Annotated in this window: 23 protein-coding genes and 2 pseudogenes; 4 read left to right on the top strand and 21 right to left on the bottom strand. The window is 39.6% G+C overall.

Translation table 11 applies throughout. The annotated features are described in order from the left end of the window. The 18 genes and pseudogenes from HMPREF3108_RS06605 to HMPREF3108_RS06520 all read right to left on the bottom strand — a co-directional run. Window positions 1–1,584: pseudogene (locus HMPREF3108_RS06605) on the bottom strand (Sgo0707 family adhesin); the annotation flags it as partial. A gap of 390 nt (window positions 1,585–1,974) precedes the next feature. Beyond that, window positions 1,975–2,973, bottom strand: a complete 999-nt coding sequence (locus HMPREF3108_RS06600; protein ID WP_046165874.1) for a PhoH family protein — start codon at window positions 2,971–2,973, stop codon at window positions 1,975–1,977. An 84-nt stretch (window positions 2,974–3,057) separates the two neighbouring features. Beyond that, window positions 3,058–3,273 carry a YozE family protein gene (locus tag HMPREF3108_RS06595; protein WP_045634687.1) on the bottom strand — a complete coding sequence of 72 codons (216 nt, stop codon included), beginning with the start codon at window positions 3,271–3,273 and terminating at the stop codon, window positions 3,058–3,060. Window positions 3,274–3,383: 110 nt separating this feature from the next. Continuing rightward, the gene (locus tag HMPREF3108_RS06590) at window positions 3,384–4,076 is read right to left on the bottom strand and encodes a phosphoglycerate mutase (protein WP_008809077.1); all 693 of its coding nucleotides are present in this window, start codon (window positions 4,074–4,076) and stop codon (window positions 3,384–3,386) included. 161 nt (window positions 4,077–4,237) lie between these two features. After that, on the bottom strand, window positions 4,238–4,708 hold the full coding sequence (gene perR, locus HMPREF3108_RS06585; RefSeq protein WP_048777892.1) for a peroxide-responsive transcriptional repressor PerR: 471 nt from the start codon (window positions 4,706–4,708) through the stop codon (window positions 4,238–4,240). Between the two features lie 365 nt (window positions 4,709–5,073). Next, entirely contained in the window at window positions 5,074–5,349 is a 276-nt protein-coding gene (locus HMPREF3108_RS06580; protein ID WP_008809079.1) for an HU family DNA-binding protein, read from the bottom strand. A gap of 144 nt (window positions 5,350–5,493) precedes the next feature. Continuing rightward, window positions 5,494–6,327 carry a DegV family protein gene (locus HMPREF3108_RS06575; protein WP_048777894.1) on the bottom strand — a complete coding sequence of 278 codons (834 nt, stop codon included), beginning with the start codon at window positions 6,325–6,327 and terminating at the stop codon, window positions 5,494–5,496. 63 nt (window positions 6,328–6,390) lie between these two features. Beyond that, window positions 6,391–7,119: a metallophosphoesterase family protein gene (locus HMPREF3108_RS06570; RefSeq protein WP_070493969.1), complete on the bottom strand. Its 729-nt coding sequence runs from the start codon at window positions 7,117–7,119 to the stop codon at window positions 6,391–6,393. Window positions 7,120–7,156: 37 nt separating this feature from the next. After that, on the bottom strand, window positions 7,157–8,815 hold the full coding sequence (recN, locus tag HMPREF3108_RS06565) for a DNA repair protein RecN (protein WP_070493966.1): 1,659 nt from the start codon (window positions 8,813–8,815) through the stop codon (window positions 7,157–7,159). Window positions 8,816–8,822: 7 nt separating this feature from the next. Further along, window positions 8,823–9,254 (bottom strand): arginine repressor, encoded by a 432-nt coding sequence (locus tag HMPREF3108_RS06560; protein WP_012000168.1) that lies wholly within the window; start codon window positions 9,252–9,254, stop codon window positions 8,823–8,825. Then, window positions 9,247–10,062 (bottom strand): TlyA family RNA methyltransferase, encoded by an 816-nt coding sequence (locus tag HMPREF3108_RS06555; RefSeq protein WP_070493962.1) that lies wholly within the window; start codon window positions 10,060–10,062, stop codon window positions 9,247–9,249. Before HMPREF3108_RS06555 ends, HMPREF3108_RS06560 begins: the two co-directional genes overlap by 8 nt. Continuing rightward, window positions 10,055–10,930, bottom strand: coding sequence for a polyprenyl synthetase family protein (locus tag HMPREF3108_RS06550; protein ID WP_070493959.1), 876 nt, complete (start codon window positions 10,928–10,930; stop codon window positions 10,055–10,057). The genes HMPREF3108_RS06555 and HMPREF3108_RS06550 overlap by 8 nt, the downstream gene beginning before the upstream one ends. Next, window positions 10,927–11,139 (bottom strand): exodeoxyribonuclease VII small subunit, encoded by a 213-nt coding sequence (locus tag HMPREF3108_RS06545; protein WP_008809086.1) that lies wholly within the window; start codon window positions 11,137–11,139, stop codon window positions 10,927–10,929. The genes HMPREF3108_RS06550 and HMPREF3108_RS06545 overlap by 4 nt, the downstream gene beginning before the upstream one ends. Further along, entirely contained in the window at window positions 11,117–12,457 is a 1,341-nt protein-coding gene (xseA, locus tag HMPREF3108_RS06540; RefSeq protein ID WP_070493954.1) for an exodeoxyribonuclease VII large subunit, read from the bottom strand. The genes HMPREF3108_RS06545 and xseA overlap by 23 nt, the downstream gene beginning before the upstream one ends. A gap of 154 nt (window positions 12,458–12,611) precedes the next feature. Beyond that, complete coding sequence (locus HMPREF3108_RS06535; protein WP_070493951.1) at window positions 12,612–13,454, bottom strand: NAD(P)H-hydrate dehydratase; 843 nt, start codon at window positions 13,452–13,454, stop codon at window positions 12,612–12,614. Between the two features lie 107 nt (window positions 13,455–13,561). Beyond that, on the bottom strand, window positions 13,562–14,335 hold the full coding sequence (locus HMPREF3108_RS06530) for an HAD hydrolase family protein (RefSeq protein ID WP_070493948.1): 774 nt from the start codon (window positions 14,333–14,335) through the stop codon (window positions 13,562–13,564). Beyond that, window positions 14,332–15,186, bottom strand: a complete 855-nt coding sequence (locus HMPREF3108_RS06525; RefSeq protein WP_045773845.1) for a bifunctional methylenetetrahydrofolate dehydrogenase/methenyltetrahydrofolate cyclohydrolase — start codon at window positions 15,184–15,186, stop codon at window positions 14,332–14,334. The genes HMPREF3108_RS06530 and HMPREF3108_RS06525 overlap by 4 nt, the downstream gene beginning before the upstream one ends. 132 nt (window positions 15,187–15,318) lie before the next feature. Beyond that, window positions 15,319–15,549, bottom strand: coding sequence for a DUF1797 family protein (locus tag HMPREF3108_RS06520; RefSeq protein ID WP_008809091.1), 231 nt, complete (start codon window positions 15,547–15,549; stop codon window positions 15,319–15,321). A 252-nt stretch (window positions 15,550–15,801) separates the two neighbouring features. Here HMPREF3108_RS06520 and HMPREF3108_RS06515 point away from each other — a divergent pair, with 252 nt between their 5' ends. Further along, on the top strand, window positions 15,802–18,033 hold the full coding sequence (locus tag HMPREF3108_RS06515; protein ID WP_070493946.1) for an ATP-dependent Clp protease ATP-binding subunit: 2,232 nt from the start codon (window positions 15,802–15,804) through the stop codon (window positions 18,031–18,033). Between the two features lie 80 nt (window positions 18,034–18,113). Here HMPREF3108_RS06515 and HMPREF3108_RS06510 read toward each other — a convergent pair whose 3' ends face one another. Both HMPREF3108_RS06510 and HMPREF3108_RS06505 read right to left on the bottom strand, forming a co-directional pair. After that, complete coding sequence (locus tag HMPREF3108_RS06510; protein WP_070493942.1) at window positions 18,114–18,719, bottom strand: GyrI-like domain-containing protein; 606 nt, start codon at window positions 18,717–18,719, stop codon at window positions 18,114–18,116. Window positions 18,720–18,778: 59 nt separating this feature from the next. Further along, window positions 18,779–19,669: a helix-turn-helix transcriptional regulator gene (locus HMPREF3108_RS06505; RefSeq protein WP_070493939.1), complete on the bottom strand. Its 891-nt coding sequence runs from the start codon at window positions 19,667–19,669 to the stop codon at window positions 18,779–18,781. A gap of 159 nt (window positions 19,670–19,828) precedes the next feature. On the opposite strand from HMPREF3108_RS06505, the gene HMPREF3108_RS06500 reads away from it, so the two are divergent. Continuing rightward, window positions 19,829–20,281 carry an NUDIX hydrolase gene (locus HMPREF3108_RS06500; RefSeq protein WP_061602278.1) on the top strand — a complete coding sequence of 151 codons (453 nt, stop codon included), beginning with the start codon at window positions 19,829–19,831 and terminating at the stop codon, window positions 20,279–20,281. Window positions 20,282–20,379: 98 nt separating this feature from the next. Next, window positions 20,380–20,679, top strand: coding sequence for a DUF1827 family protein (locus tag HMPREF3108_RS06495; RefSeq protein ID WP_008809096.1), 300 nt, complete (start codon window positions 20,380–20,382; stop codon window positions 20,677–20,679). 36 nt (window positions 20,680–20,715) lie between these two features. On the opposite strand, the pseudogene HMPREF3108_RS06490 reads toward HMPREF3108_RS06495, so the two are convergent. Next, window positions 20,716–21,152, bottom strand: a pseudogene (locus tag HMPREF3108_RS06490) (GNAT family N-acetyltransferase). Between the two features lie 22 nt (window positions 21,153–21,174). Between HMPREF3108_RS06490 and HMPREF3108_RS06485 the strand changes: the two are divergent. After that, window positions 21,175–21,630 carry a MarR family winged helix-turn-helix transcriptional regulator gene (locus HMPREF3108_RS06485; RefSeq protein ID WP_070493936.1) on the top strand — a complete coding sequence of 152 codons (456 nt, stop codon included), beginning with the start codon at window positions 21,175–21,177 and terminating at the stop codon, window positions 21,628–21,630. Window positions 21,631–21,697 lie beyond the last annotated feature (67 nt).

The raw sequence follows: 21,697 nt of genomic DNA, 5'->3' as shown, positions 1-21,697 counted from the left end.
GAAGTGTGCGTCTGCTCCATTGATGGTTTCTGAAGTCTTGTCATATGACTTGAAGCTCCATGTGCCTTCTGCTGTCTTAACCTCGGTTTTACTTGGTTGAGTCGGGGTTACTTGGCTTCCATTAGATAAATTCTTTTCTGTTGCTGGAAGCAGGTCTTTCACTTCTTGTGGAAGTTCTTTACCTGGAGTTCCACTCACAAACTCATGATGCTTCTCATAAAGAAGAGCAGTACTTACCTGATTAGAAGGAGCTGACAAATTATCAACATGCAATGTTACAGTGTTGTCAATTTTTTCAGAACCTTTTTCTTCTACCTTTTTGTTTGTAGCTGTTTTATAGGTAATAATGATATCCGACGAAGAGTTCCCTTTTAGGTATTCAGGTGTCATTTTAACGGTAACTGTTTGACCTGTCTTTTCAATCGTATAATCACGACCTTCTTGCAGAGTTACTCCACCTGATTCAACTTTAAGTTCTTTATAGTCTAAGCGCTCATCAAATTTTTGGACCATTTCAATAGATGAAGGAGCAGCTCAAATATCCTTACCTGGAACCGGAACTTTAAAAGTAGCTTTATAGGTTACATCTTGTCCGTCCTTGGCTGGCATCTCAGCTGGATCAACCTCAAGAACTGGCCGAGGATCAATCTTTTCAATATAAAGTCCAAATACAGCCGAGCAGGTTTCAGTTGATGAATAACCGAAATTCATACTGTTACTATTTGAACGAAGCGCTAAACCTGAAACGTTATTTTCATAGTAACTACCACCTGTTATTTGAGTGGCAATCCATGAAGTACGGTCACCTGCTTCTTCCTGTTGTAAGACATTGGCATTGTTCATTAATCGAAGATTCACATCATTCTGATAGTTTTTAACGTAGAATGTTTCCTTCAAATTATTTGCATCAATCGCATCAATATCAGTTGGTTTCATGACTAATTTTAAGTCAGTCTCTGTTCCATCTGCATAGCGAATTTCTGCCGTAACATCAGCATCAATCCAAAATGCCTTATTCATGATGTAATCATGATTCGCATCCACATAAGGGACATTCCCAATTTCAAATGCATTGCTTTCCCACAATTCTGAGATTGAGAAAAATTCAACAGTAGATTTTTGAGCGCTATTCATCTCAGATTCTGCTTGAGCAGTGTTTAGATAGTGTAGGGTTACTTTATTGAAATTTAGATAAGCATCTACTTGCTTACCATTAACGGTTCCAATATTTGTGAATTTTAGAGAAAGAGGATTTTCAAAAACTTGATCCTGTTTTTTACTTTTATCTACTTTGAGAGTAAAGTTCTCCATCTCACCTGGATAGGCACCACCACTTAGATATTCATAATGGGGATTTGATAAATGAAATTGATCAACAGACTGTGATTTGGATAAAACACTGACATTGTTGATATTCAAATTAAACTTACGAATATCCAAGGTAGAGATATCCGTTCCATTTTTAATCTCTTCTAACGCAGCATAAGACTGAATTGGAAGAAGAAAAATAGAAAAAAATAAAACGATTAGGCCTATAAACGCCTTCATTTTTTTACCAAAATTGGTAGTAAATCGCATCTTCATCCGACTTCTCCTTTTCATAATTTATCTCCAAATTAAAAATGATTAGTATTCAATCATTTTAAATAGACATATTCACCACATTCTATCACAAAAATATTGCAAATGAAAGTACAATCAAGAAAATAATTACTATTTTGTATTTTTCCATTACTTCCCTCAGTAATAGATATATCAATGATATTATCATCTTAATAAAAACAGAAGTTATGCCTTTTATACCATAGTTTTCACTATCTGATTTACAATTGACATGTATCTCCTTATTGCACCAGAATTTTTCAATAAGCAAAGTACACAATTATATGTGCAGTATTTTTCATCCCCAATTTTATGAATCACAATAGGCTGAGAATCGCAGAAAAAAAGCAGAAATCAATCTGCTCTTTTTCTTTATTCAGTTTCCTTCTCTACTACTTCAGAGGTGTCAGATTTGGTAGGATTTGCCGGTTCATAAGCTCGAATAATCTGCGCCACCACTGGATGGCGGACTACATCTTTAGCCGAGAAATGCACAAAGTCAATCTGAGAAATATTTTTTAATTTTTCCTGGGCATCAATCAAACCAGATTTAACATTACGTGGTAGGTCAACCTGGCTAATATCTCCATTAACAATCATCTTAGATTGGAAGCCCAGCCGAGTTAGAAACATCTTCATCTGCATGATGGTCGTATTTTGCGCTTCATCTAGAATTACAAAAGCATCATCCAAAGTTCTCCCCCGCATATAGGCCAAAGGAGCAATTTCAATAATTTCTCTCTCCATAAGGCGCGTCGTCTGGTCCTTGCCCAAAATCTGATACAAGGCATCATAAACCGGACGCAGATAAGGATCTACCTTTTCCTTAAGGTCACCAGGCAGAAAGCCTAGGCTCTCACCAGCTTCTACTGCAGGTCTAGTTAAGATGATCCGCTTGACCTGGCCTCGTTTGAGAGCTGTTACAGCCAGGGTCACTGCTAGAAAGGTCTTCCCTGTTCCGGCTGGCCCGATTCCAAAGACAATATCATGATTTTTAACGCTGTCCACATATATCTTCTGGCCAAGTGTCTTGACCCGAATCGGCTTACCGTAACTATCCTTGATGATTTCTTCTTCATAAAGGGCAACAAACTTATCAATCTCATCATTCTTGGCCATAGTAATTGCTGTTACCACATCAGGCGTTCCAATGGTCATGCCACGATTGACCAAGACCAAGAGAGCTTGAATCACTTGTCTAGCCTCTTCACAAGCAGTCTCTTCTCCCAATACCTGCACAATTTCAGTACGGGCATGAATCGTCACCTTTAATTCCTGCTCCATCAGACGCAGATGTCGTTCATTAGATCCAAAAAGGTGGAATGAATCATCTGGATGGCTCAACTTAATTTCTACTGAATGTTCCTGCAAACAAAGAACCTCTCTCATTTATTTTTTAATGAATTACCTTTATTATATCAAAGCAAGCAAAAAAAGACTATTTGGAACCTTTCTCTAATGTGCTTGATATTCCTCCCAAATTGCATCAAAGTCACCTAGATTAAAAGGAAAACTAGCATGCTCTTCCAAGAATCGACTGACCTCATCAAAATCGTCAGTGTGCTTGGGAAAAGCCGTATCCTGAAAAGCTAAATCAGCTAAAATCGCCTTTGGTTCATTGCTCTTTGGATTGCGCTCAGTCATGAGCCAACTATAAAATGATTTTCTCACTTGATTCCTTTCTGTCACAATTCTATAGAATTGCACATACTTTAAATATTACAGTCTATTATATCAAATAAATCAAAAACAGAAAGCCTAAGCCTCCTGTTTTCTAACTATTATTTTCCAAGGTAGTATTCTTTTACCACGTTCAATTTTTCGTCGAATTCAAATACCAATGGTGGGAAGTTAGGAATTTCCACACCCATGATTTCGTCATCTGACAATTGTTTGATGTGTTTTACAAGGGCACGAATAGAGTTACCGTGAGCTCCTACGAATACGTTTTTACCATCTTTAAGTGCTGGAGCGATTTTGTCTTCCCAGAATGGAAGGGCACGTTCCAAAGTCACTTTCAAGTTTTCAGCATCTGGAATTACTGAGTCGTCAAGTGAAGCGTAACGACGGTCAGTGTGTGCTGAGTATTCGTCATCACGAGGCATTGCAGGTGGCAACACATCGTATGAACGACGCCAGATGTGAACTTGCTCATCACCAAATTGTTCAGCAGCTTCAGCCTTGTTTTTACCAGTCAAACCACCGTAGTGACGTTCATTCAAGCGCCATGATTTTTCAACTGGAACCCACAATTGGTCAGCAGCTTCAAGAGCCAAGTTTGTTGTTTTGATCGCACGTTTCAATACTGAAGTGTATGCTTGGTCAAATTCGATACCAGCTTCTTTGATCAATTTACCAGCGTCAATCGCTTGTTGTGTTCCTTTATCAGACAAATCAACATCAGCCCAACCAGTGAAAAGGTTAGCTTTGTTCCATTCAGACTCACCGTGGCGAGCAAAAACTAATTTTACCATTAGAAATTCTCCTTTAATTTTTGAAAACTGTCATACAGCTACCATTATATTTTACAAAATTTTTCCTTAAAAAGCTAGTCTCAGTAAGATATTTGTGATATTTTTAACCAGAATGTTGAAGCTAGCAAAAAGGGAAAGCAGTCCCAACTTCCCCTTTATTTTTAACTAGCTTCCTGCTGTCTGGCCACACAATCTGGACAGATACCATAGACCACCATTTGACTCTTAGTGATTTGATATCCCGTCTGGTCTGCAGCTTCTTGCTGAACATCTGGTAAATCTAAATCCATATCAGCAATCCGACCGCATTTTTCGCATATAACATTAAGGTGCTGATGGCCCATAAAATCATAATAAGTCGTAGTCTCATTCCGGACCTTAAGCTCGGAAACAAATCCCTCATCAATCAGAACCTTAAGATTATTGTATACTGTCGCCAGGCTCATATTTGGAAATGCAGGCAACAGTGCTTGATAAATCATATCAGCACTAGGATGATCATGGCTTTGGATAATAAAATCAATCACAGCCTTTCGAGTCTCTGTAATACGGACTCCTTTTTCTCTCAAATGGTTTAGTACATCTTGATAGTACTCTTTATTCTGATCCATATGATGTTTATGTTCTTTCATATTCTTCTTCCCTATTCTTACTAGCTACCTACATTATATCATGTATTAGCTATCTTGACTATTAAGAATGATTGTAATTAAGAAATTTTATCAATAGATTTTTTACTCTCTATCATTAATCTGACTTGGAATAATTTTATTAAATCATTTAATTACAAAAAGCATTGAAAATAATTGAACATTAAAAGTAGTTATCTTTCAGATTCTATGGCTATTATATAACTACTTACACACATCACTTAAAAATAGACGTACATATTGTTAAACTATTAAACAGATAATGTCCCCAACTTTGCCCCAAAGCAACAAAAAAAGCCTATTGCACAACGTCAAAACGTTGATACAATAGGCTTTGAAAATCAAGATTATTTAACAGCGTCTTTAAGTGCTTTACCTGCTTTGAAAGCTGGAACTTTAGAAGCTGCGATTTTGATTTCTTTACCAGTTTGTGGGTTGCGACCTTTACGAGCTGCACGTTCACGAACTTCAAAGTTACCAAAACCGATCAATTGAACTTTTTCACCTTTTGAAAGGTATTCAGTTACAGCTGCAAATACTGCATCAACAGCTGCTGCTGAGTCTTTTTTAGTCAATTCTGTAGCTGCTGCTACTTTTGCAATCAAATCTTGTTTGTTAGCCATTTAACAAATCCTCCAAAAATTTTATCGGGTAATGAATACCCTAACATGTACTATCATAACTTAAAAACGTTTTTAGGTCAAGCCTAAAACAACGTTTTTACAATTTTTCTAGGCTGATTTCCTTTGATTTTTCTTATTTAATACTTAGCGGTATCGAATTAAAATTGCCCAAGCATTTTCGCCAGTATGCGTTTGAATAATCGACCCAGTTTCGAGTACAGAAATTGATTTTTCAACAAACTTTTGCAATCTTTCTTTCATTTCTGTAGCATAAGCAGGAGTTCCTGCGTAGGAAATGCCAATTTCTTCTATATCTGCATTCGTCAACTTATCCTCCAGCTCATTCAACCATTTTTTAAAGGTTTTATCCCCTCGGCCTTTTACAATTGTTTGGAGCTGGTGATTTTTCATTTGCATCACTACTCGGATATTAAGCAATGAGCTGATTAAGCCAGTCACCCGACCAATTCGCCCCCCCTTAACCAAGTTCTCAAGGGTCGAAACACCAATATAAAGTTCGGATTTTTCTTTTACTTCTTCTATTCTTTGTAAAATATCATCCAAATCAGCGCCAGCTTTAGCTAGTTTAGCAGCCTCTACTACTTGAAATTTAAGAGCCTGATCAGTAAAAGAGCTATCAATGATAGTCACATCTGCATTAGCCAGAGTAGCACCCTGCCTTGCTGCTTCAATAGTACCAGACAAAGCATGTGACATATGAATAGCTATGATATGATCAGCTGTTTCTGCCAGTGTTTCAAACACCTCAGCAAAGACTCCCACCGGAGGCTGACTAGTTTTCGGTAAATTCTTACTTTCCTTCATCAGGCGTAAAAACTCACCCTCTTTTAAATCTGAATCTGAATAAACTACACCGTCAACCATGACAGAGAGTGGAACAATTGTGATATCTAAATCTTTTACAACTTCTGGTTCAATCGTGATGGAAGAATCGGTTACAATTTTTATTTTTGCCATTTTTTCCCTACTTATTGCATTTATTGTTTTTATTATATCAAAATAATTTCATTTTTGGAATGGCTAACCTTCTAAAGAACATTGGTCATTTCTTATAAAGTAATGCTCTTTAATCCCCGAATCATCAAGAAGCAGTCCGTGCAAGACTCCACCATAGACAGCACCGCCATCCATACCAATTTTTCCATCTGATGTCTGCCAAAGCTGGCTGATCCCCGGTTTTTCATGGAAAAGATAGAAAGTTGGTGTATGGCCAAACACTATCGTCTTCCCTGTACGATTGTCTCCTTCATGGAAAGGAGCTCGAATCCAGACTTTTTGATAGTCGGAAGTATCGTGCCAATCATCCAAGTCTAATTCAATCCCAGCATGAACAAAAATATATTTATCTGTCTCCAGCACAAAAGGCATTTTACGGATAAATTCAACTAAATCTGGTGCCTTTTCTAAAACAGCTTGCGCATCCAATACTGCGTCAACAGGAGCATCCAAAGGCCGTCCCAAAATAGAATTAATAGTTGTATCCCCACCATTTCGGCGGTAATGGTCATAAGACTTAGCTGGATTATCCAACCAAGTCAGAAACATAAACTCATGATTTCCTGATAAGCAAATCGCTCCTTGCTGATTTACCAAGTCTCTAACTTTCTCTAAAACAGCTCGGCTATTTTCCCCACGATCAATCAAATCACCTAAAAAGACCAACTGAGAATGACCATCCCACTTTTGCAATAAGTCATTAAGCATGTCATACTTGCCATGAACATCCCCAATAACAAAGTAATCAGTCATCTTTCTCCTCCTATTGATCAAAAGTATTTCTACAAACCTATTTCTTTAATAATTCACGCGCCTGGGTCAAAGCGGCTTCTGTTACATTTTCACCAGCTAACATCTTAGCAATTTCTTCCACTCGCTCATTGAAGTCCAAGAGACGAACAGTTGAAACAGTAGAATTTTCATCAGAAATTTTTTCAATAAAGAATTGCTTGTCCGCAATAGCAATAACTTGAGGCAGATGAGAGATTGCTAAAACCTGACCATTACTGCCAATCTTATGGATTTTTTGTGCGATCGCTTGGGCTACCCGACCCGAAACTCCTGTATCAACTTCGTCAAAGACTATACTAGTCTTTCCTTCTTTCCGAGAAAAAGCTGATTTAATTGCAAGCATCAGACGAGATAATTCCCCACCTGATGCAACCTTAACTAAAGGCTTAAAGCTTTCTCCAGGATTAGTTGAAATATAAAACTCAACTTGCTCATTACCTTCACGGTTAAACTTGCTCTTGTTAAATTGAACTTGAAAATTCGCTTTTTCCATATAGAGATCTTGCAGTTCCTGCTTAATCTCCGACTCAAGCTGTTTAGCCAACTCATGTCTTGCTTGGCTAAGCTGTCCAGCAAAATTTACCAAACGCTTTTCTAAATCTTTAAGTTCTGCCTCTAAATCTTCAGAAGATGAGTGACTGCCTGTCAGTAGCTGGTACTCTTTCGATATTTGTGAAAAATATTCTAAAACATCATCTACTTGGCCACCATATTTACGAGTGATACTGTTAATCAAATCTAAACGACTTTCAACCTGCATCAAGCGGTTGCCATCAAAATCTAGGCCATCTAAGATATCCTCCAACCGTTTAGTCACATCTTCCAGAACGTAATAGGTCTCAGAAAGACTAGAAGATAATTCCTTGTATGTTGGGTCATATTCTTCAATAGACTCCATATCGTTCATAGCTGAACGCACATTAGCCAAACTAGAAAAATCCTCGTTATCCAACATAGCGTATGCATTGGTCAAGGTATCAGCAATCAGCTTGTGATTGAGTAAGCGATCACGTTCTTGGTGGAGAGCTTTGTCTTCACCAGTTTTCAAGGAAGCACTATCAATTTCAGCCATCTGAAATTCTAGCATTTCAATGCGAGCCTTATGCTCCTCTTGATTTTTATGCAAGGTCAGAACTTGTTTACGAAGCTGTCGATAGTGATCAAAGGTTTCTTGATAGAAGGCTTTCAAGGCCACGAAATCCTCATCTCCAAACTCGTCCAGCATGGCTATATGAAGCTGAGGGCGCATTAATTCTTCCTGATCATGTTGACCATGAATATCTACTAGATGTTGACCAATAGCCTTCAAAACGGATAGATTAACTAACTGTCCATTAACCCGGCTGACGCTACGGCCATTTTGCAGAATTTCTCGGCGGATAATAAGTTCATCAGTCAATTCCAAGCCCTGCTCTTCAAAAATTGCTTCTAAAGCTGAGCTATTTTCCAATGAAAACAATCCTTCAATTTCAGCCTTAGTAGCTCCATGACGAATGACATCTGTAGTAGCACGGCTACCCAGCATCATATTCATAGCATCAATAATGATGGACTTCCCTGCCCCAGTTTCACCGGTCAGGACCGTCATCCCTTGGTCAAAATGAAGAGAGATTTCTTCAATAATAGCAAAGTTTTTTATAGAAATTTCTAATAACATGGCTTTCCTACCAATTCTCGATAACGTCTAAAATTCTTGAAATATCTTCTTTATCTTTAAGAATCATCAAAATACTATCATCATCTGTGATAATACTAAAAATTTTTTCTGAGAATGCTTCTGTGATCTGTCTTTTAATGACAGCTGTACTTCCAGGAACCAAGTTCAGATTAATCATATTTCCTAAGGAGCTAGCTTCTAGAATTGTATTCTCAGCTAACTTTAAACTACTGCTCACCGACTTGGGGATTTCATAAATATAGGTGTTGTTCTTCAGTGGAGTTTTTACAATCCCTAATTCCTTGATATCTCTAGAAACCGTCGCCTGTGTTGCCTTAATTCCTGACTGTCTTAAATAAGTAACAATCTCCTCCTGGGTACCAATCTCAAAATCATTGACAAATCGTCTAATCTTTTCTAGTCTTTCTTTTTTATTCATCCTTAAATTCCTTATGCGCTGCCTCAACCACTGGACCGACTAAGTCTGCTACTAGATTTTGGGGTTGAGCTTCTTTTTTTAAATGAGCCAAAAATTCAACATTTCCGTGTCCCCCTTGAATAGGAGAGTAATCCAAGCCTTTGACAGAAAAACCAAGTTCTACCATAAAGGAAGTGACCTTTTCTAAGACCGCTGCATGGACCTTTTTGTCTTTGACGATGCCATTCTTACCGATCTGTTCTCGACCTGCTTCAAACTGAGGTTTTATCAAGGCAACAACCTGCCCTTCTTCAGCCAAAATTTCTTTCAAGGCCGGTAAAATCAAACTCAGAGAAATAAAGCTGACATCAATGCTAGCAAACTGCGGTATTTGTTCAAAGTCAGCTACAGATGCATAGCGAAAATTAAACTGTTCCATGCTGATGACGCGTTGATCCTGCCTAAGTTTCCAAGCTAATTGGTTAGTACCGACATCAACAGCGTAGACGAGACTTGCACCGTTTTGCAACAAAACATCAGTAAAGCCACCAGTCGAAGCACCAATATCTAGCGTTACCTTATCATTCACTGAAATTCCAAAAACTTGCAAGGCCTTTTCTAATTTTAGCCCACCACGGCTGACAAACTTCAATTTTTCACCTTTAAGTTTTAGTTCAGTTGTATCATCAATCTTTTCACCTGGCTTATCGAAGCGCTGACCGTTGATAACTGACACAACTAGGCCAGCCATAACCCCCCGTTTTGCCTGCTCTCTAGTTTCAAAAAGTCCTTGTTTAAAAGCTAGAACGTCTACTCTTTCCTTAGTCATATAATCTCAAACTTTCTATGATTTTCGTGAGACTTTCTCCTGAGAAGGGGCGATTCTGAGCGATCTCCTTCAGTAAATTTTGAGCCTGATCTAAGACTTGATCCAAAGTCTCTTTTGCCTTTTCTAACCCTAAAAGAGCCGGATAAGTAGACTTAGCTGCAACCAAGTCTTTTTGAGGTGTTTTACCCAATTCTTCAAAGCTTGCTGTCACATCTAAAATATCATCTCGAACCTGAAATGCTAAACCAATCAACTCACCAATCTGGCGAAGTTTAGCTTGGACTCCTTCTTCAACCTGCACCAGCAATCCTGCTGCTACAAAAGGAAAGGCTAAGAGCTTGCCCGTTTTGTGAGCATGAATAGCCTGAAGTTCTTCCAAATCAAGCTGACAGCCTTCCCCTTCCATATCGAGAGCTTGCCCCCCAACCATGCCGAAGCTCCCAGCTGCTTGCGATAGTTCCATAATCAAATTCACCTTAACCTGACTCGGTAACTCTGCTACAGCTATCAAGCCGTAAGGATCTAAAAAGAGAGAATCTCCGGCTAATATGGCCATGGCTTCGCCAAATTTTTTATGATTGGTCAAACGTCCACGCCGATAATCATCATCATCCATTGCCGGTAAATCATCATGAATGAGACTCCCTGTATGAATCATTTCCAAAGCGGAAGCTACTTGAAAATGTGCAGACTGAAGAGGCAAACCAAATGCCCCAACTAGCTCTAATAATAGCAAAGGGCGAATCCGCTTGCCACCTGCCTGAACAGAGTAGAGAATGGATTCTACCAAAGAATCTGACACTGCTTTCTTACTATAATAGTCAATGATCGTCTGGTCTATCTGTCTTATTTTTTCTTCCTGGTTCATTCCATTTCCGTTTCTGTACCATCTTCTTGCATTACCTTAACCAAAGTCTTTTCAGCCTTGTCCAGACTAGCCTGGAGTTCCTTTGAAAGCTTCATTCCCTTTTGAAATTCCGCAATCGCCTCTTCCAGGGCTACATCACCATTTTCCAGCTTTTGGACAATGACTTCCAAGTCTGCTAAGTTTTCTTCAAATTTCTTTTCTTTGGACATGTTTCACCTCTACTTCCAGCTGCCCATCCCGCATAAGCAAGGTCAGCTCATCTTTCTCTTCAATGCCTGCACTTGATTCGATAACCTTTTGATTCTTTTGGACAATAGCATAGCCACGCGCCACGATTCGACTGGTATCCAGCATAAGCAAGGCCTCGGACAATCTCCTGACCTGAGCCACCTTGTTATCATAAATGACCGCCATGTTGCTGCGCAGCAAACGCTCCAGCTGGGCAGTCTGCTCTTGAAGACGCTGAACGCGACTGAGCGGATTCAAGGCCTCCAAACGATGCTGCAAGATTTTGACCCGCTGTTGCTCTTCACTATAATATTCGCGAATTTTTTGCTTGAGTCGCAGGTTGAGCTGGTCTAACTTCTGCAGATGACCATCGTAAAGCCGCTCTGGCTGTCGGAAGATAACCGACTGGGTCAGTTTATTCAGGCGCTCTCGAAAATAGCTCAGGCGATTGGAAATCGCTCGTGACATGCGGTTTTCCTGCTGCTGCAGGTGTCCCAGCAGGTCTAGCTTGGTGACCGGAGTGGCTAGTTCAGCTGCAGCCGTTGGAGTGGCAGCTCTGCGATCTGCTACAAAATCCGCCAAAGTCGTATCTGTCTCATGGCCAACACTAGAAATAACAGGAATCCGAGACTCAAAAATGGCCCGAACTGTTTCCTCTTCGTTGAAAGCCCAGAGATCTTCGATAGAGCCGCCACCTCGACCAATAATCAGTACATCCAAATCGGACCGCTCATTGGCCAGTCTGATGTGGTCAGCAACCTGAGCTGCAGCCCCATCCCCCTGCACCTTGGTAGGATAAAGGACAATCTCCACTCCCGGAAAGCGACGGCTGACAGTCGTAATAATATCTCGGATGACCGCTCCGCTGGGACTGGTTACGACGCCGATTTTCTTAGGAAACTGGGGCAAGGCTTGCTTGAATTTGTCTTGAAAAAGCCCTTCTTCTCCCAATTTTTTCTTGAGCTGTTCAAACTGGATAGCCAAAGCACCGATACCATCCGGCTCTGCCTTCTCAATGATGATAGAATAGGAACCGCTCGGCTCATAGAGCTGTACCCGGCCAATCACATTGATTTTCATTCCTTCTTCCAGCTCAAAGCCCAACTTCTGGTAGACGCCAGACCAAATCGTGACCTGAATGACGGCATTTTCATCCTTTAATGAAAAATACTGATGATTAGGTCGTCTGCGGAAATTTGACACCTGGCCTGTCAGATAGACCCGTTCCAAATAAGGATCCCGCTCAAACTTCATCTTCAGATACTTGGTCAAGGTCGAGACCGACAAATACTCTGGCATGTCCTTTTCCTTTCTTATCTAGTTTTTACATAACATTTATTATAACAAAAAACTGTATAAAAAACCGATTTCAAAACTTAAAAATGCCTTTAAAAATAAGAAAAAACTGGGCACCTTAAAATGGAACCCAGCATACTTAAAAACTAAAAACAATCTACTGACTCATCTCCTTCATCCACTTTGGAATATCCCTGCTGATTGCCGTTGGCAGGACGACATAAGCTTCCTGACTTAGTTCATCAGCAATCAAGGAGTGAAGAAGAGTTGCAGCCGCCACTCGCTCAAAGTGGCTGCTTGACTTAAACTGACCCGCAAAAGCGGCAATCATACCAGCCAGCGTATCCCCCATGCCGCCAGTTGCCTGATAAGGTCCGCCTACTGTCAGCTCAAAGACCTGCTCTTGTCCACTTTGATAGATGGTCGTTCCATGCTTTTTCTGCACGACAATACTGCCCAGAGGCAGCTGATTGACCGCAGCCTGATTAGCTGCTGCCGTCTGATCTGACAAACTCAAACCCGATAAGCCTTCCCACTCCTTCTGGTGGGGAGTAAAAACTGTTTGGGCTTTTGGAAATAGCAAAGCTGTTTTGCTAAAGAGTGAAATGGCACCACCATCCATGATGAGTATCTGCTGCTCGGTCATAGTCTGAACGACCTTTTGTAAGATGTTTATGCCTAGTTGATTCTCCGCCAAACCAGGACCAATCAAGACTAGATCTGATTTGATCAGCTGCTCTGTCAATAGGTCTTGCTCCTCTAGGTCAAAGGCCATGGCCTCCGGTAAATGACTGTGCAGAGGGGCGATATTTTCTCTATCTGTAGCAACAGTCACCAGACCTGCTCCGCTATTGACCGCCGCTAAAGCAGCCATGATAATGGCGCCACCATAAGGATAGGTCCCCCCAATCAATAAGAGACGGCCGTAATCGCCCTTGTGGCTATCCAAGGGACGTTTCCGAATGACTTTTTTTAAAATATTTTCAGCATTATTTGACATGATATTCTCCTAGACCAGGTCCACCTTGCTCTTTACTCAACATGACTAAACCTATCTTCATTATACACCAAAAGGCACCTAAACAGGTGCCTCGTATCGCAAGAAAGTTATTTTCTTCGGAAATCTGCAAATTTTTGTAAGATTCTTGCTGCGACTGCCTTGGGTAGATTTTCCTGAAAGGCAACCTGCTCATCCGCATAATCGCTCAAGCCTGGGAAATCCCCAACCTGCACAGCATAGAGAGAATTCTTAAAGAGCTGGATATCATTTTGATCATTACCAAAAGCCACATAATTCGAACCGCATAATTCCTTTACAGTTGAAGCTTTATTGGTCTCAGCTGGATTTATATAAAAACATTTTTCATGTTCATGATAATCTAGACTTAGACTGGGCAAGTTTCCAAGACGTACTTTTAAATCCTCTAAGAGCTGCTCATGATTCCCCATGTAAATAACAACCTTAATAGGATGCTGGAGGTCAGTCAGTTCCAACCGTCTTGCCCGCTTGAGAGGATCTACACTGGCAATAAAAGGGATTTTTTCTAAAATCTGGCCACTATAGTCAAAAGTATTATCAACGAAAAAAGGCAAATTATAGGTCAAACAAGTATCTAGAATGGCTTGATAACTCGACTGATGCAGCTGACGCTCAAACATCAGCTGTCCATTCTGATAAGCCACTCCGCCGTTCAGGCCAATCACTATCTGCTGGCTCAATTCCAGACCTAATAGTCCCAGACAATCTCGATAGGAACGCGCCGAAGCAAACAGAACTTCATGCCCAAACTGAGGAGCCGTCAGCAGAACCTGCTTAATCTCCTCATCAATCGTCATATAATCAAAGGACAAGGTCCCATCCAGATCAAAAACAAATTTCATGATTCAAGACTCCGTTTAAAGGCCTGGTAGGTCTGCTCCATCAGCATGGTAATGGTCATAGGCCCAACACCTCCAGGTACAGGAGTAATCAAACTAGCAATTTCAGCCACTTCATCAAACTTAACATCGCCAATTAGCTTGCCGTTCTCATCTCGATTCATACCGACATCAATGACAACAGCCCCTTCCTTGACAAAGTCCTTGGTTACAAAATGTCCACGACCGATAGCCACTACCAAGATGTCCGCTCGCTTAGCAAGCTTGGCTAGATTGTGGGTTCGAGAATGTGTCAGAGTCACTGTTGCATTCTTAGCCAAAAGGAGCTGAGCCATTGGCTTACCGACAATATTGCTTCGCCCGATAACAACCGCTCGCTTACCTTCCAGTTCAACACCGTATTCATGGAACATTTCCATAATGCCTGCTGGAGTAGCCGGAATCATAACCGGATGGCCACTCCATAACTTGCCCATATTAAGAGGATGGAAGCCATCTACGTCCTTATCTGGATCAATGGCCAGCAGTACCGCTTCATCATCAATATGATCTGGCAAGGGCAACTGAACTAAAATTCCATGCCAATCAGGATTTTGATTATAAGTTTCAATTAAACTCAACAACTCTTCCTGACTGGTCTCTTCTGGCAGACGATCTACCTTACTCCGAAATCCAGCTGCCAAGGCTGAGCGTTCTTTATTACGTACATAAATTTGACTAGCAGGATTATTCCCCACTAGAATCACTACCAAACCAGGTGTTTGTCCTGTTTTCTCTTTTAACTTAGCAGTTTTTTGGGCTAACTTCCCTTGTAACTTTGCGGCCAATGCCTTCCCATCAATTAACTCAGCCATCTCTCTCCCCCTCTTCTTATCACTGTGCCTTCTATTATATCAAAAAACGACTTAATCCCCCTATACATTTTCCTTATACCAGACTATAGTTTAATCTTTTGGCTAAAAGAAAAAGCACCTCATGTGTGCTTCTTAGTATAACAATTCATAGATTTCCATCGCAATCAAGTCAATGCTATCAAAAGTAAAGGTTTCACGAGCTGCAACATCACGGAGTGTGAAGACAGATCCATTTTCCTCATCATAACTGTAAGCGACTTCAGCAACAACAACGCCATCACGTTCGAAGTTGCGCTTTAGACTACCACCATCGCTTGCCATACTTTCTAATCGATTAATAATTCTAACTAAATGTGATTCCATTTTTAGTACTCCTATTTGCTTTATCGTTTCTATTTTACCATAAATAGAAAGTGAACACCTAATAAAAGTTTAAAATTTTGTGATTTTTTAACGAAATTTGTTTGACAAAACCAAATAATTTGAAAAATAGATACTGATTTTGACTCTTTATTCTTGCAAAGATAGAGAATACTGATATAATGAGATTATAAAGTTTGACTATTTTTGACCAAATAATTTTTCTTTATAATTTGCCAAGAAAGAGGTAAAAATATGCTTTGTCAAAACTGTAAAATCAATGAATCTACCATTCATTTATACACTAATTTAAATGGTAAAAAACAACAAGTTGACCTCTGTCAAAATTGCTATCAGATTATGAAAACTGATCCAAATAACTCTCTTTTGGGTGGATTGACGAACATGAATAATCATAATATGGATTCTTTTGATGATTTCTTTAATCATCTGGGGAATTTCCAAGGACCAAAGGATTCTACACCTCCAACTCAGTCAGGTGGTAGTTATGGAGGGGGCAACTATGGTCCTGGTTCTAACAACCAGCGTCCTCAGTCAGCCTCCAATAAACCAAAAGGTCTTTTGGAAGAGTTTGGGATTAACGTTACAGAAATTGCTCGACGTGGTGATATTGATCCAGTGATTGGACGAGATGATGAAATTCGTCGTGTTATAGAAATTCTCAATCGCCGAACTAAGAATAATCCAGTCCTTATTGGCGAACCTGGTGTCGGGAAGACTGCTGTTGTAGAGGGCTTGGCACAGAAAATAGTCGATAGTGACGTTCCTCAAAAACTGCAAGGAAAAGAAGTCATTCGACTTGATGTTGTCAGCCTTGTTCAAGGAACTGGTATTCGTGGACAATTTGAAGAACGAATGCAAAAACTCATGGATGAGATTCGCAATCGCAATGACATCATTCTCTTTATTGATGAAATCCATGAAATTGTTGGAGCTGGCTCTGCGGGCGACGGTAATATGGATGCTGGAAATATTCTCAAACCTGCTCTTGCTCGAGGTGAACTTCAACTGGTCGGAGCTACTACTCTCAATGAATATCGTATCATTGAAAAAGATGCAGCTTTAGAAAGACGGATGCAACCAGTCAAAGTAGATGAACCAACTGTAGAAGAAACGATCACAATTCTAAAGGGAATTCAAAAGAAATACGAAGATTACCACCATGTTCGCTACACAGATGAGGCTATTGAAGCTGCAGCCATCCTATCTAATCGTTATATTCAGGACCGTTTCCTTCCTGATAAAGCTATCGATCTTTTGGATGAATCAGGCTCTAAGATGAACCTAACCCTCAATTTTGTCGATCCAAAGGAAATTGACAAACGCTTGATAGAGGCTGAAAACCTTAAAACCCAGGCCACTCGCGATGAAGATTACGAAAAAGCAGCCTACTTCCGCGACCAAATTGCCAAATATAAGGAAATGCAAAATGCTAAAATAGATGAACAAGATACTCCTATCATCAGTGAGAAGGAGATCGAAGCTATTGTCGAGCAAAAAACAAATATTCCTGTTGGGGATTTGAAGGAAAAAGAGCAGTCTCAGCTTATTCATTTAGCCAGTGATTTGAAGTCTCATGTCATTGGGCAGGATGATGCTGTTGATAAGATTGCAAAAGCCATCCGTCGTAATCGTGTGGGATTAGGCAGTCCAAACCGGCCAATCGGAAGTTTCCTTTTTGTTGGACCGACAGGTGTCGGAAAAACTGAACTTTCCAAACAATTGGCCATCGAACTTTTTGGCTCTGCCGATAGCATGATTCGTTTTGATATGAGCGAATACATGGAAAAACATAGCGTTGCCAAACTTGTGGGAGCACCTCCAGGCTACGTTGGCTATGAAGAAGCCGGACAGTTGACTGAACGTGTTCGTCGTAATCCATACTCACTCATTCTCCTAGATGAGGTGGAAAAAGCTCATCCAGATGTCATGCATATGTTCTTACAAGTCCTAGATGATGGACGTTTGACTGATGGACAAGGTCGAACAGTCAGCTTCAAAGATACCATTATTATCATGACTTCCAATGCAGGAACTGGAAAAGTTGAAGCTAGCGTTGGCTTTGGTGCTGCTCGAGAAGGTCGGACAAATTCTGTCTTAGGTGAGTTAGGTAACTTCTTTAGTCCAGAATTCATGAATCGATTTGATGGTATTATTGAATTCAAGGCATTAAGCAAGGATAATCTCTTACAGATTGTGGATCTAATGCTGGAAGATGTTAATAATCGACTCGCTAGCAACGATATTCATCTAGATGTAACAACTAAAGTCAAGGAAAAACTGGTTGATCTGGGCTACGATCCTAAGATGGGGGCACGACCACTCCGCCGAACTATTCAAGACCATATTGAAGATGCTATTACGGACTATTACTTAGAACATCCGACAGATAAGGATTTAAAAGCAATCATGACTAGCAATGGCAAGATTATAATTAAGGGTAAACAGAAAGCTGAGCTTGATTAAACAACTGACATCAGCACAAGCTCAGATTAATGATAGAGAATTAAAATCCCCAGTCTAATATTTTAGGCTGGAGATTTCTTTTATTCTACCTGGTAGCGAAGGATCGTTTTCAACTTATCTAGAGAAGTTCTGTTAAGATTATTTAAGTATATTTCTCTATGAAAAGGAAATCTTCTATTCAGGGAATTTTCTTTACAAAATGCATCCATTTTTGCAAAAGAAAGGGGTTCACTATCAAAAGAACCAAGGTGAAGCATGGTCAAACATTTTCCTTCTTTGATAGTCTCAAAACGAATCTTTTCATAATGAGCATTTGTTTTTTTTACCTTAACTTTCTCAAGCGCCTCTTCTACCATTTCTTTACTGATAAAACTTGGCTGGGCAATCATAATAGTATAAATCAACTCTTCTTTGACCAGTTCTCCTTGCTCTTTTTGCAGCCAAATCCCCTCAAGAGGGTAAACCGTAAAGTCTTGAATTTCTTGATTGGCATGAGATTTTTTATAATCCATTTTTATGGCATAAGCCAAAGCATAGAGAGCTGAAACTTCTTCTGCAAAACCAGGAAGATTGGGATTCCCTGTCCCATCAAGCATGATAAAGGACTGTTCAGGAACCTCAACTACTTTCGGACTCGCCTTCACACCGTATAAGCTTTTCTCTGCTTTTCTCCATTCGTATTTCATATGTTTACTCCTTTCTTCTTTCTATCTATAGTATAGCAAGAAAAACCTGACAGGATCTGTCAGGTTTTGTATTTTTGTGAAATAGTTTTAACAATTTGGGCAAGCTCTTGCCGAACTTCAAGTGGCTCTAACACCTCAACACTATCCAAAAAAGATAAAAGATAAGAATACAAACTACTGTGTTTTGGAAATTCCGTTTCTACTAGTAAATTGCCATCGGGGTCCTGTCTAATTTGACCAGAAAATTCTTCATAGACACGAAAAGCCTGACTTTTGTCGAATTTTAATATAAGGCTAACAAGTTCTTCCTTCACCTTCTCTTTATTGATGGCCAGTTGGACTGTTTTTCTTTCAAATGTTTCCGGCAATATCTGACATTGACTGACTCTGCTTAGTTTAAAAAGGCGAAAATCTTGCTTCTTCCTACAAAAACCATATAGATACCAAGCCTGACTTTTAAAGAGCAATTGCAGAGGCTCAACCATTCGAGTTCCTTCTTTCTCCTGACCCCTATAGAGGAAACTGATCAAGCATTTTTGGAAAATCGCTTGTTTAATTATGTCAAAAAGATCTGCTTGATATTTCTGATTTCGCCAATCTGTAAAATCAACACGAATCCAGTTTTCTGTGCTCGCTTGAAAAAGATTTTTTAACTTCTCTAGAGCTTGGCTTTCACCTTTTAAAGCCTCCAATCCCTGAAGTGATAAGAGTACATCTTCTCTTTCTGCTTCTGATAACAGGCTTTTATCTAAAACGAAAGAGTTCATTAGAAAAATTCCTCCACCTTTTCCCGGGTTGCAATATATTGGGACACCTGCTCCACTTAGACGGTCTATATCTCGATAAATTGTACGTACTGATACTTCCATTTTCTGAGCAAGTTCTGGGGCAGTGACTCTCTCTTTTTCTAATAAACAATATAAAATTCTAAATAAACGATGAGTTGTCATAATTTCACTTCCTTACCTTAAACCTATTGTAACACATCTCAAGTAAGAGATTAAAATAAGATATTTCGGCTACTTTCTTTTTAACTTTCCTATACAGTAAACCTTGACAGACAGTGCTTTCTGCTTTATGATATTAGTAAAAGAAGGGAAGGATTCAATATGGCAATAGCGACATTTGGACAAAAAAAAGAAGGCGTTGAATACAGTAATAGATATGGTGTTTACGCAGTCATTCCTAACCAAGAAAATGATAAGATCATCCTTGTTCAGGCTCCTAATGGGGCTTGGTTTCTTCCAGGAGGAGAAATTGAAGCAGGTGAAGATCACCTATCTGCCTTAGAGCGGGAATTAATAGAAGAATTGGGATTTACCGCTAAAGTTGGAAAATATTATGGTCAAGCGGATGAATATTTTTACTCAAGACATCGAGACCGATACTTCTACAATCCAGCTTACATTTACGAAATCACTTCATTTGAGCAGTCTCAAAAACCACTAGAAGACTTCAATCAACTTGCTTGGTTTCCAATCGATGAAGCAATTGATAAACTAAAAAGAGGGAGCCATAAATGGGGTGTAGAGATGTGGAAAATGGAGCATCAAGCAAAATAATTCTGCCAATTTTTTCATCTATAACTTCGTAGGATATTTCACAATTCATCGCATAAGTGTTATAATTAATAGTAGATCATCATACAGGAGGAGATCTTATGAAGCTTATCAATACAACTAATAGCCATGCGGTTCTCATTCAAAGTCAGCTTGAAAGTACTGATGCCACTTTAGTTGAGACTTACTCAGCTGGTAATACCGATGTTGTCTTTACCCAAGCACCCAAGCATTATGAAATACTGATTGCAAATACACACCGTGCAGTGCGTGAACAAGAAATTGAAAAAATTCGTGACTTCTTCCTCAAAAGAAAAATAGATACAAAAGCGATTGATACTGCCGGTATTCAAACAATCTACGCTGACAAACTCATTGAAATTTCAATTCCATTAAAATAAGCTCTTAAGCTTATTTTTTTATTCTTTTATAACAACTTAATCTGCCTTATAAACCATGGTAAGGTGAGGTGTTGACTCAAATAGAAAGGGCTGACCAACTGCCTCAAAGCCGTATTTCTCATAGAGTTCAACAACTTGTTCTTGTGCCTCAATTTTAATTTCCTTTCCTGCCATTTTTCGGCACAGAAACTCAGAATTTCTCTGATAAGCTGTCCTCCTAAGCCTTTTCCTCGACTAGATTTGGCTGTAACAACTCGACCAAAGACTAGATGTTCATCCTCTACAAAGACACGAGCATAAGCGTCAATCTCTCCGTCTTTATTAGTATGGAAAACATGCACGGCTTCTAGGTCCTTGTCATCCAGTTCATGATAACTGCGCTCCTGCTCCACCACAAAGGTATCGATGCGCAGTTTTAAGATTTGATAAAATTCTATCGAATTCAGCTCTGTTAATTTTTTCCTAAACCACATACTTGTTTCCTCTATCTTTTTAATGTATAATAAATGCAAATGCAACTATCAAGGAGTTCCTATGGACTACCGTCAACTTTTTCGACAAATGGAATTTATTTCCAGACAAGCCATGATGAAAATGAATCAGAAAGCTAGTAACTACGGCCTAGACAATAATTTGTTTCTACTGCTCATTCGCATCGTCGAAAATGAAGGGCTGAGCCAATCACAACTAGCAGAGATGGTTCAGATTGACAAGACTACTCTCAGCCGCTCTCTCCGAAAGCTGGAAGATAGAGGCTTGATTATCAAAAAGACCAAAGCTCAAAATAAGAAATTCAAAGAGCTCTATCCTAGTAGTCAGGCTCTCAAACTCTATGACCAACTGATTGGCTTTGAAAATAGCTACGCCAGTCAGGCGCTGCAGCAACTGACCTCTTCAGAACTCTTTCAGCTCCAAAACATTTTATCTAAAATAAGCACTCCTAGATTATAATCTAGTATAGCGCACTATAGTTGCAAATACAACTATGGATTTTATTCCAATATCCAACAATATAAAA

The sequence above is a fragment of the Streptococcus sp. HMSC10A01 genome (assembly GCF_001807785.1).
Taxonomy (GTDB): domain Bacteria; phylum Bacillota; class Bacilli; order Lactobacillales; family Streptococcaceae; genus Streptococcus; species Streptococcus gordonii.
This window is presented reverse-complemented; position numbering and strand designations above follow the sequence as displayed.

Excerpts from the sequence above, each read along its gene's own strand:
- HMPREF3108_RS06590 (WP_008809077.1), bottom strand. The coding sequence starts at position 4,076 with ATGGTAAAATTAGTTTTTGCTCGCCACGGTGAGTCTGAATGGAACAAA.
- perR (WP_048777892.1), bottom strand. The coding sequence starts at position 4,708 with ATGAAAGAACATAAACATCATATGGATCAGAATAAAGAGTACTATCAA.
- HMPREF3108_RS06580 (WP_008809079.1), bottom strand. The coding sequence starts at position 5,349 with ATGGCTAACAAACAAGATTTGATTGCAAAAGTAGCAGCAGCTACAGAA.
- HMPREF3108_RS06575 (WP_048777894.1), bottom strand. The coding sequence starts at position 6,327 with ATGGCAAAAATAAAAATTGTAACCGATTCTTCCATCACGATTGAACCA.
- HMPREF3108_RS06570 (WP_070493969.1), bottom strand. The coding sequence starts at position 7,119 with ATGACTGATTACTTTGTTATTGGGGATGTTCATGGCAAGTATGACATG.
- recN (WP_070493966.1), bottom strand. The coding sequence starts at position 8,815 with ATGTTATTAGAAATTTCTATAAAAAACTTTGCTATTATTGAAGAAATC.
- HMPREF3108_RS06560 (WP_012000168.1), bottom strand. The coding sequence starts at position 9,254 with ATGAATAAAAAAGAAAGACTAGAAAAGATTAGACGATTTGTCAATGAT.
- HMPREF3108_RS06555 (WP_070493962.1), bottom strand. The coding sequence starts at position 10,062 with ATGACTAAGGAAAGAGTAGACGTTCTAGCTTTTAAACAAGGACTTTTT.
- HMPREF3108_RS06550 (WP_070493959.1), bottom strand. The coding sequence starts at position 10,930 with ATGAACCAGGAAGAAAAAATAAGACAGATAGACCAGACGATCATTGAC.
- HMPREF3108_RS06545 (WP_008809086.1), bottom strand. The coding sequence starts at position 11,139 with ATGTCCAAAGAAAAGAAATTTGAAGAAAACTTAGCAGACTTGGAAGTC.
- xseA (WP_070493954.1), bottom strand. The coding sequence starts at position 12,457 with ATGCCAGAGTATTTGTCGGTCTCGACCTTGACCAAGTATCTGAAGATG.
- HMPREF3108_RS06535 (WP_070493951.1), bottom strand. The coding sequence starts at position 13,454 with ATGTCAAATAATGCTGAAAATATTTTAAAAAAAGTCATTCGGAAACGT.
- HMPREF3108_RS06530 (WP_070493948.1), bottom strand. The coding sequence starts at position 14,335 with ATGAAATTTGTTTTTGATCTGGATGGGACCTTGTCCTTTGATTATATG.
- HMPREF3108_RS06525 (WP_045773845.1), bottom strand. The coding sequence starts at position 15,186 with ATGGCTGAGTTAATTGATGGGAAGGCATTGGCCGCAAAGTTACAAGGG.
- HMPREF3108_RS06520 (WP_008809091.1), bottom strand. The coding sequence starts at position 15,549 with ATGGAATCACATTTAGTTAGAATTATTAATCGATTAGAAAGTATGGCA.
- HMPREF3108_RS06515 (WP_070493946.1), top strand. The coding sequence starts at position 15,802 with ATGCTTTGTCAAAACTGTAAAATCAATGAATCTACCATTCATTTATAC.
- HMPREF3108_RS06510 (WP_070493942.1), bottom strand. The coding sequence starts at position 18,719 with ATGAAATACGAATGGAGAAAAGCAGAGAAAAGCTTATACGGTGTGAAG.
- HMPREF3108_RS06505 (WP_070493939.1), bottom strand. The coding sequence starts at position 19,669 with ATGACAACTCATCGTTTATTTAGAATTTTATATTGTTTATTAGAAAAA.
- HMPREF3108_RS06500 (WP_061602278.1), top strand. The coding sequence starts at position 19,829 with ATGGCAATAGCGACATTTGGACAAAAAAAAGAAGGCGTTGAATACAGT.
- HMPREF3108_RS06495 (WP_008809096.1), top strand. The coding sequence starts at position 20,380 with ATGAAGCTTATCAATACAACTAATAGCCATGCGGTTCTCATTCAAAGT.
- HMPREF3108_RS06485 (WP_070493936.1), top strand. The coding sequence starts at position 21,175 with ATGTATAATAAATGCAAATGCAACTATCAAGGAGTTCCTATGGACTAC.